The following is a 9,120-nucleotide window of genomic DNA, read 5'->3' on the forward strand; positions in this document are numbered from 1 at the left end:
AATGAAGGTTTTTAAATAATTTATTCCTCTATGAGCACACCCATTTTACCCATTTGATAGTCGCGGAAAGCTTCCAGTAACTGGGTTTGGTTGTTCATTACAAAGGGTCCATGGGAAACAACAGGTTCATTCAATGGTTCACCGGTACCCATTAATAAAGTGGTTTCTTCTGTTGCTGTAATTGAAATACCGTCTCCATCTTTATGAAAGGAAACCAGATAATGCGCCGGTATTTCCTCTGTGTTCAGTAGAATGGATCCATCCAATACATAGATGAATGCATTATGCGTATTGGCAAATGGAATGTCTATTTTCGCTCCTTTTTGCATACGAATCGTGAACATATTAATGGAAGTATGCGGAACAATCGGACCTTTTATACCATTGAGTTCTCCTGCTACAACCTGCACTTCAGCCAATTTATCTTCTGAAAACACAATGGGTGTTTGTTCTTTTGAAACTGGGATATAGGCTGGTTCTTCCATTTTATTAGAAGCGGGTGTATTAATCCATAACTGAATTAATTCCTGAACACCTCCCAGTTGTTGAATATCAGCAGGTGGTCTTTCACTGTGTATAACACCCATTCCTGCGTTCATCCATTGTGTACCCCCTTCATATACCACATGACTGTTACCACGACTGTCTCTGTGATGCACCCCTCCTTTAAAAATAAAAGTGACGGGAGAGAAACCACGATGCGGATGAGGACCAACCCCTGCGTGTTTAACATCAATATTGGGATCAACCTTTAGCACAGCATGGTGCAATAACAAGAAAGGATCAATGCTATCTGCTTTGCTGGATGGCAATGCCTGACGGATAGGGAACCCTCCCATATCCATGGGCTGACCGTAGGCAATGGTTTCGATTGTTCTGTTTTTCATTTTATGATAAATTAATGTTCATGGGAACTTCAATCAATAATAATTCGGTTTGACTATTAGCGAAAATTTCAAGATTCTTTACATCAGAAACACCTAGTCCGTCCCGCTCATTCAATTCAATACCATTAATGGAAGCTTTTCCGGTAATTACAAAAACATAAACACCACTTTCGGGTTGTTTTAGTTCATAACTGGCTGATCTTCCTGCATCAAAACTGGCCAGAGAAAACCAGGCATCCTGGTTGATCCAAACAGCCTCATTATTGTCTGGTGCAACCACAGTTAAGATTTGATTCTGGCGGTCTGCAGGATTAAATGATTTCTGCTCGTATCTGGGAACTATATTCATTTGCTTAGGCAATACCCAAACCTGCAGAAATTTTACTTCCTTGTTCTTGTTTGCGTTCATTTCGCTGTGGGCAATACCTGTGCCAGCACTCATAATCTGCACATCATGCTGACGGATAATTTCATTTCTTCCTGTACTGTCCTGATGATGTAAGTCACCGGACAAAGGAATAGATACAATTTCCATATTATCATGTGGGTGCTTACCAAATCCCATGCCTGGAGCAACAGTATCATCGTTCAATACTCTCAACGCACCAAAATGTATTCTTTCCGGATCATAGTAATGACCAAAACTAAAATTGTGATAGCTATTTAACCAACCAAAACTGTTATGTCCTCTGGAATTGGCTTTATGTAAAACTGTTTTCATAAAAATTTATTTAAGTGTATATACATGTATTAAATTAAAAAAACTACACTTCCGTTCCCCGCATTCTTTCCAATAAACGATTTAACTCCTGTGCTTCACTGGTTTCAATCCGAACCATTTCTTCCATTAACTGATTAATGCTTTCTGTAGAAGCAGCCAGCACAGCAATTCCAGCCTGAGTTAAAGTAATTACGGTTTCTCTTTTATCAGTAGGAGAATCCGCTCGTTTTACCAGCTTTTTTAAAACCAGTCTGTCGATAATCCTGGGAACATTAGAGCTTTTTTCGATCATTCTGCAACTAATATCCTTCACGCACATCTGCTCAGGATACTTGCCTTTTAATATTCGCATTACATTGTATTGCTCGTGTGTTAACCCAAATTCCTTTAATTCCTTACTCATTTGCGTCTTTAACCACCAAGCTGTATACAATATATTCAGACTTGCTTTGTGCATTTCATTCTTGAATTTATTGCTTTGTATGGCTTGTTCTAATTTCACAATGCAAAGATACATGTATATACATGTAATTTCCAAATTTTTTTCCCTTTGGGTTTTTTGTTTAAAAATTGCGTTTGAAAACTTAATTAATCCTGTTGTTTTCTGCCGGCAGCCGCATTGGCAGCAGCCTGTTTCCATTGCTCCAGCTCAGGACATTTGTTGAATTCATTGTCGATTAAGACATAATAGGTGGGAATACGATCCTTGAACCATTTTTCAAGCGTAGCATTCTTTTTTTCTTCTAAAGCACGCTGCGCAATACGATTATAATCGTCTTTCAGGTTTTCTCTATGTGGATCTTTTCTTGATTTAAAATAAACAATACGAGCCACTTTTCTGCCCCGCTCATCCTGATAAACCTGTGGTGCAGAAATATCACCGGGTTTCATTTTACTGATGGGCTGTATCATGTCTTTGTCTAACATATCCAAAGAAATGAAGGTAGATCCATCTCTTCCAACCAAAGAACCAGCGCTGAACTTACTGTTCTCATCGTCGGAATACTTGCTAACTGCTTCAGCAAAACTAATTTTGTTTGCCTGAATCTGTGCGCGAACAGAATCCAGTTTAGCTGTTGTTTCTTTAATCTCGTCTTCAGTAATGGGAGGGATTCGCAGAATATGACGCACAATGGCTTCATCACCAGAGCGGCTGATCATCATGATAATATGTAACCCAAACTTACCTTTAATAACAGGTGAAATCTGGCCTTCTTTCAAACGGAAAGCACCCGCAAGAAAAGGAGGATCCCAGAATTTATCATTACGGTTTAAGGTATACTGACCGGCATTTTCTTTAACGCCCGGATCTTCAGAGAAACTTTTAGCCAATTGCTCAAACTTCTTTGGACCCTGTGCTTCAGCCTGCTTTTTGTAATCGTACAATTGCTTGGCTACATATTCTTCCACATCTTTATTGGCTTTGGGAATCATCACAATCTGACTAATTTCCACTTCGCTTTCATAGAAGGGAAGGCTATCTGTTGGAATCTTACTAAAATACTGTTTAACTTCTGTAGGAGTAATTTTGATATTGTCAACAATCTTACGTTGCATCTGATCTGCCAGCTTCTGTTCGCGGAATGCTTCCCGGAAATCATCTTTCAGCTGGTAAACCGTTTTGCCGGCAATTTCTTCCAAAATATCTTTTGATCCATACTGTTGAATAGTCTGACGGATACGATTGTCTAATTCCGCTTCAATTTCATCATCCTCAACTTTTAGGGAATCTTTCTGAGCCTGAAGTAATAATGCTTTTCTTATCAGCTGGCCTTCCATAACCTGACACTCATTGGGCAATATCACATTTTCCTGACCCTGCGTTTGTCGTTTGGCATCGGCGATGGTATTCATTACATCTGAACGAAGAATAATTTTATCACCTACCTGTCCAATAATTTTATCAGCAACCACTTTTTTAGATTGCGCGTCTGCTGTTGTGCCAAATGCAAACAGTAATATTGCGAGCAGCATTCCAATTTTGTTCATCCCTTGCATAGTATTCAAAAATAATCAAACTAATATGGTTTTCAGCTGTTGCCAAACCTTTTAACAAATTATAAAAGCCCCAAACACCAGGTTTGAGGCTTTATGTTTGTTTACGATTTATAAAGTACGCTTCACTTCTTCTTCTTCAAATGCTTCTACTATATCCCCAACTTTAAGGTCATTGAAGTTTTTGATGGTTAAACCACACTCCATATTGGTAGATACTTCCTTCACATCGTCTTTAAAGCGTTTCAGGCTGCCCAGTTCAGCACTCTGGCCTTCCCCTTTCGGATATTCCACAATACCGTCTCTGATGATTCTGATTTTACTGTTTCTGGCAATTTTACCTTCCAGTACATAACAACCAGCCACTGTAGCTTTATCAAACTTGTATACTTCTCTAACTTCAACGTTAGCCGTAATCTTTTCCTGGATCTTCGGTTCAAGCATACCCTCCATGGCGCTCTTGATTTCGTCAATTGCCTGGTAGATGATAGAGTAAAGCTTAATCTGCACTCCTTCAGTATCGGCCAATCGGTTGGCTTGCATGGAAGGACGCACGTTAAATCCAATGATAATGGCATCAGATGCAGTTGCCAGCAATACATCACTTTCAGAAATCTGACCAACACCTTTCAATACCACTCTTACAGCAATTTCTGCCGTACTTAGTTTTTGTAAAGAGTCGCTCAATGCTTCCACAGAACCGTCCACATCCCCTTTGATGATAATATTGAGCTCTTTAAAGTTGCCCAATGCCAAACGACGGCCAATTTCATCCAATGTAATATGTTTACGGGCACGAAGTCCTTGCTCTCTGGAAATCTGCGCTCTCTTGGTTGCTACTTCTTTTGCTTCCGCCTCATCTTCAAATACTTTGAACTTCTCACCCGCTTGAGGCGCACCGTTCAAACCTAAGATAACAACAGGTGTAGAAGGAGGTGCTTCATTAATGCGCTGATTACGCTCATTAAACATGGCTTTTACTCTACCAAAATATTGTCCGGAAACAATCAGATCACCCTGACGTAAGGTACCATTCTGAACCAGTATGGTTGCTACATACCCTCTTCCTTTATCCAAAGAAGCTTCAATGATAGTACCAACAGCTTCTCTGTTCGGATTGGCTTTCAGGTCTAGTAATTCAGCCTCTAATAATACTTTCTCTAATAACAGATCCACATTTAAGCCTTGCTTGGCAGACAATTCCTGATTCTGGAATTTACCTCCCCATGCTTCCACGAGAATGTTCATCTGAGAAAGTTGCTCGTATATTTTCTGCGGATTCGCTCCGTCTTTATCAATCTTGTTCACTGCAAAAATCATGGGAACAGATGCCGCCTGAGAGTGACTGATGGCTTCTTTAGTCTGAGGCATTACCGCATCATCAGCAGCCACTACAATGATAGAAATATCAGTTACTTTGGCACCACGTGCACGCATGGCGGTAAAGGCTTCGTGACCAGGCGTATCCAGGAAGGTAATGGCTTTACCATTTGGTAAGGTTACTTCATAAGCACCAATATGCTGAGTAATACCACCCGCTTCACCTGCTACTACATTTGCGTTACGGATATAGTCTAACAAAGATGTTTTACCGTGGTCAACGTGACCCATGATGGTAACAATCGGAGGACGTTCCTGTAAATCAGCTTCATCATCCACTTCGTCATCTCCTTCCAATTCATCAACGTCTTCCAGTCCAATAAATTCTACCTCAAATCCAAACTCACTGGCTACCAGTTCAATTACTTCAGCATCTAAACGCTGATTAATAGAAACCATAATACCCAGGTTCATACACTTACCAATTACTTCGGCAAAACTTACATCCATCAGGTTGGCCAACTCACTTACCGTTACAAATTCAGTAACCTGTAGTTTGTTGTCATCCGACATTTCTTCACCCATAGATTCAGCTGCTTCATCACGCTTGGCTCTGCGGTATTTTGCTTTTAAGCTCTTACCTCGGCCACCCGTTCCGGCAAGCTTGGCCTGGGTTTCCCTGATTTTTTCCTGTATGGCTTTTTGATCTATTTCTTTTTCTTCTGTTCTTGGTGCATTTCTATCGTTTCTTCTGTTTCCGCCACCCTGGCCACCTCTATTGAATCCACCCTGACCTTGTCCACCTCTGTTGAATCCGCCTCCGCCACTATTGGCATTGTTATTTCTGGCAGGTACAATAGGACGATTAGGCCCGGTTAAAGGTCTTCCTTCTGCGTCTTTTGGAACATTGGTATTGGGTTCTCCCTTTTTATCAACAGGAATACGTTTGCGTTTGCGCTTCTCATCTCTGCCCATTGGCTTCGGACGGGTATCACTATTAACAGGAAGTTCAATTTTTCCTAAAATTTTGGGGCCTTCCAGTTTTTCAGCACGAATATTTTCAATAGTAGGCGCTGTTTCCACTGTAGGGGGAGCAGGAACAGCTGCTGGAGCAGGTTCCGGCACTACGGCAACAGGGGCTGCCGGGGCTGGGGCAGGAACTGCCGGAGCCGGAGCTGGCTTTGCAGGTTCTGCTTTTTTCTCAGCAACTGGTTCTGGTTTCTTAGCCGTCTTTTTGGGTCGGGTTGATGAATCAATAGTAGATAAATCTATCTTATTAATCACTTTCGGACCTTCTATGGTGGTTGGTTCTGGCTTAACAACTTCTGCCTCAGCCACTTTTTCAACCGGCGGTTCCGGAACCGGAACAACAACCGGAGCCGGGGCTGGTTTGGGTTGTTCAGCAACTGGCTCCGGAGTAACTGGAGCCGGTGCTACAGGTGCTGGTTCTTTTTCCTGCACTTCTTCTTTGGCAACTACTGCCGCCTGCACCGGAGGAGCAACAGGTTCTGCAACTGGCTTTTTCTCTTCTTTTCTGAAAGTAATTTCTTCCTCGTCTTTCTTCTTCTTTGCCTCGGTTTGACCACCTTTTGGAATTTCTACCTGGTCAGCTTTGTTCTTGGCAACTTTATCGCCCTGGAATTCTGCCTGCAGGGCACGATAATGGTCTTCCTGAAGCTTTGCAGTAGGCTTCAGGTCATCTCTGTTAAATCCTTTCTTCACCAAAAATTCAATCAGGGTATCCTGACCAATGTTGAATTCTTTGGCGGCTGCTAACAGTCTCGGTAATTTCAGTTCTGACATTCTTTGTTTTTGGGTCCTAATATGCGTAACAATCAAGCCACGCATACTTGACAAATATACGTGGTTATTGGCTGCTTATTCTTCTCTATCAAATTCTTCTTGCAATACTTTTCTTACTTCTTCAATGGTTTCACGCTCCAGATCGGTTCTACGCTCTAACTCATCAACAGTAAGCTTCAGGATACTGCGGCCTGTATCACAACCGATTTTCTTGAATTCATCAATAATCCAGGTTTCAATTTCATCGCTGAATTCATCCAGATCAATATCAAATTCATCGGTAATTTCTTCGTCTTCGCGGTAAACATCAATCTCATAGCCGGTTAATTCACAAGCCAACTTAATGTTTACACCTCTGCGTCCAATAGCCAATGAAACCTGATCGGCTTTAAGGTAAACGTTTGCCTGCTTTTTCTCATTGTCCAGGTCCATATAGCTGATTTTAGCAGGCGTTAAAGAACGCTGAATCAACAATTGAATATTGGTAGTAAAGTTGATAACATCAATGTTTTCATTTTTCAATTCACGAACAATTCCGTGAATTCTACTACCCTTCATACCCACACAGGCACCTACCGGATCAATACGGTCGTCATAAGATTCAACCGCAACTTTCGCTCTGTCGCCTGGTTCACGAACAATTTTCTTGATAGCAATCAGGCCATCAAAAATTTCCGGAACTTCAATCTCAAGCAATTTGGCCAGGAACAATGGGCTGGTTCTGGAAAGAATAATAACCGGTGTATTGTTCTTCATGTCTACTCTGGCAACAACTGCGCGGATATTTTCACCCTTTTTAAAGTAGTCCTGAGGAATCTGCTCCGATTTGGGTAAAATTAACTCATTGCCTTCCTCGTCAAGTAGTAAAACTTCTTTCTTCCAAACCTGGTAAACTTCTGCACTGATGATTTCCCCGATTCGGTCGCCGTACTTTTTAACCAGTACGTTTTTCTTCAGGTCGCTGATTCGGCTTGCCAATGTTTGCTTGGCAGCTAAAATGGCTCTGCGGCCGAAGTCAAGAATATCAACCTCTTCATACAATTCCTCACCAACTTCAAAGTCAGGTTCAATTTTAGCAGCTTCTGAATAAGCAATTTCAGCAAGAGGATCATTTACTTCTCCATCTTCTACAATCATTCTTCTTCTGATGATTTCAAGGTCACCTTTTTCCGCGTTTACAATTACGTCGAAGTTGTCGTCGGCGCCAAATTTCTTACGTAGTAAGGTTTTAAATACGTCTTCCACCACTTTCATCATCGTGGGACGATCAATATTTTCTGCGTCTTTAAACTCCTGAAACGCTTCAATTAAGTTTATACTTGCCATAACGCTGTTTTTTTATTCTGCTAAAATTTAATTTGAACGGTTGTTGATTTTATATTTTCAAAAGGAATAAGTACCTGTTCTGTTACTGCCTTTTTTCCCTTACCCGAGGTGCATTGTAGCATAATGTCTGCTTCTGCAACTGTTTCCAGTATCCCTTCCTTAATGGTATTGTCATTAAAAACCACCTGAATGGTTCTGCCGATATTTTTCTGGTACTGGCGCTTTAATTTGAGCGGCTCGTCAATCCCGGGAGAAGAAACCTCTAGTGAAAAAGCTCCCTCTTCATAAAGGCCAGCCTCTTCTATCATATGATAGAGTTTTCTATTAAAGAAAACACACTTCTCAATAGGAAGGCCATTGTCGCCGTCCAGAAAAACTTTGATATTGTCTGTAGGCTTCACTTTTATAGAAACCAGAAAATAACCGGGTTCTTCTTCCAGCAAAGTCTGCAGAAATGCTTCAATCTGTGCTATATTTTTGTCTGTTGCCATAGTAAAAAAGGAGAAGGGAACGATAGTCGTTCCCTTCTTTTGTTTCTTAGCTTACTGCAAAGGTATACAAAAAATAGGCTAGAATCCAAATTTTTACTGCATTGAGTGTTTTAGCAGTATTTAACAATCGGTTTTAAGCTTTATCGGTAGTTTTACAACCTTATGTTTAAAGTATTATTCTGGTGTTTGGCCATCTATTTTTTGTACCGATTCATTTTTGGACTGGTAATACCGGTTAGCCGAACCGCCAGCCAGTTGAAAAAGAAAATGGCAGAAATGCAGGCAGAACAAGCCTATCAGCAACAAGAAGCATTTCAGACCAGACAAAATCCCAGCCAGCAAAAGCCAACACCTGGTTCAGGGAATGGTGCATATACTGGTACAGCCAGCAAGGGCGACTACCTTGATTTTGAGGAAGTTAAGTAGAACAAACCCTTCCCTTTACAGCAGCGTTTACAGCTGAAGTCAAATTAAATTAAGGTCGAGAACCGTGGTAGGACTTTGGAGGTGAATGGTCTGAAAACCCAATTGACTGGCAGCCTCAATATTTTTCAGGGTATCGTCTATAAACAGCGTC

Annotated in this window: 8 protein-coding genes; 1 reads left to right on the forward strand and 7 read right to left on the reverse strand. The window is 41.1% G+C overall.

What is annotated here, in order from left to right; all coding sequences use genetic code 11:
* Nucleotides 1–20: 20 nt before the first annotated feature.
* The 7 genes from P767_RS0110120 to P767_RS0110150 all read right to left on the reverse strand — a co-directional run bounded on the left by P767_RS0110120 (nucleotide 21) and on the right by P767_RS0110150 (nucleotide 8,543).
* The gene (locus tag P767_RS0110120) at nucleotides 21–887 is read right to left on the reverse strand and encodes a pirin family protein (protein ID WP_026764409.1); all 867 of its coding nucleotides are present in this window, start codon (nucleotides 885–887) and stop codon (nucleotides 21–23) included.
* A gap of 1 nt (nucleotide 888) precedes the next feature.
* Complete coding sequence (locus P767_RS0110125; protein ID WP_026764410.1) at nucleotides 889–1,608, reverse strand: pirin family protein; 720 nt, start codon at nucleotides 1,606–1,608, stop codon at nucleotides 889–891.
* Between the two features lie 43 nt (nucleotides 1,609–1,651).
* Complete coding sequence (locus P767_RS0110130) at nucleotides 1,652–2,110, reverse strand: MarR family winged helix-turn-helix transcriptional regulator (protein ID WP_026764411.1); 459 nt, start codon at nucleotides 2,108–2,110, stop codon at nucleotides 1,652–1,654.
* Nucleotides 2,111–2,196: 86 nt separating this feature from the next.
* Complete coding sequence (locus P767_RS0110135; RefSeq protein ID WP_026764412.1) at nucleotides 2,197–3,597, reverse strand: peptidylprolyl isomerase; 1,401 nt, start codon at nucleotides 3,595–3,597, stop codon at nucleotides 2,197–2,199.
* Between the two features lie 117 nt (nucleotides 3,598–3,714).
* On the reverse strand, nucleotides 3,715–6,726 hold the full coding sequence (infB, locus tag P767_RS0110140) for a translation initiation factor IF-2 (protein ID WP_026764413.1): 3,012 nt from the start codon (nucleotides 6,724–6,726) through the stop codon (nucleotides 3,715–3,717).
* Between the two features lie 75 nt (nucleotides 6,727–6,801).
* A complete protein-coding gene (nusA, locus tag P767_RS0110145) occupies nucleotides 6,802–8,052 on the reverse strand; it encodes a transcription termination factor NusA (RefSeq protein WP_026750814.1) in 1,251 nt (416 codons plus the stop codon).
* A 20-nt stretch (nucleotides 8,053–8,072) separates the two neighbouring features.
* Complete coding sequence (locus P767_RS0110150) at nucleotides 8,073–8,543, reverse strand: ribosome assembly cofactor RimP (RefSeq protein WP_026764414.1); 471 nt, start codon at nucleotides 8,541–8,543, stop codon at nucleotides 8,073–8,075.
* A 162-nt stretch (nucleotides 8,544–8,705) separates the two neighbouring features.
* On the opposite strand from P767_RS0110150, the gene P767_RS0110155 reads away from it, so the two are divergent.
* Entirely contained in the window at nucleotides 8,706–8,969 is a 264-nt protein-coding gene (locus P767_RS0110155) for a DUF4834 family protein (RefSeq protein ID WP_026764415.1), read from the forward strand.
* Nucleotides 8,970–9,120 lie beyond the last annotated feature (151 nt).

The organism is Sediminibacterium salmoneum NBRC 103935 (genome assembly GCF_000511175.1).
GTDB lineage: Bacteria > Bacteroidota > Bacteroidia > Chitinophagales > Chitinophagaceae > Sediminibacterium > Sediminibacterium salmoneum.

What these genes read in the sequence shown, in the direction of transcription:
- nusA (WP_026750814.1), bottom strand. Translation starts at nt 8,052, where the DNA reads ATGGCAAGTATAAACTTAATTGAAGCGTTTCAGGAGTTTAAAGACGCA.
- P767_RS0110155 (WP_026764415.1), top strand. Translation starts at nt 8,706, where the DNA reads ATGTTTAAAGTATTATTCTGGTGTTTGGCCATCTATTTTTTGTACCGA.
- P767_RS0110135 (WP_026764412.1), bottom strand. Translation starts at nt 3,597, where the DNA reads ATGAACAAAATTGGAATGCTGCTCGCAATATTACTGTTTGCATTTGGC.
- P767_RS0110150 (WP_026764414.1), bottom strand. Translation starts at nt 8,543, where the DNA reads ATGGCAACAGACAAAAATATAGCACAGATTGAAGCATTTCTGCAGACT.
- infB (WP_026764413.1), bottom strand. Translation starts at nt 6,726, where the DNA reads ATGTCAGAACTGAAATTACCGAGACTGTTAGCAGCCGCCAAAGAATTC.
- P767_RS0110125 (WP_026764410.1), bottom strand. Translation starts at nt 1,608, where the DNA reads ATGAAAACAGTTTTACATAAAGCCAATTCCAGAGGACATAACAGTTTT.
- P767_RS0110120 (WP_026764409.1), bottom strand. Translation starts at nt 887, where the DNA reads ATGAAAAACAGAACAATCGAAACCATTGCCTACGGTCAGCCCATGGAT.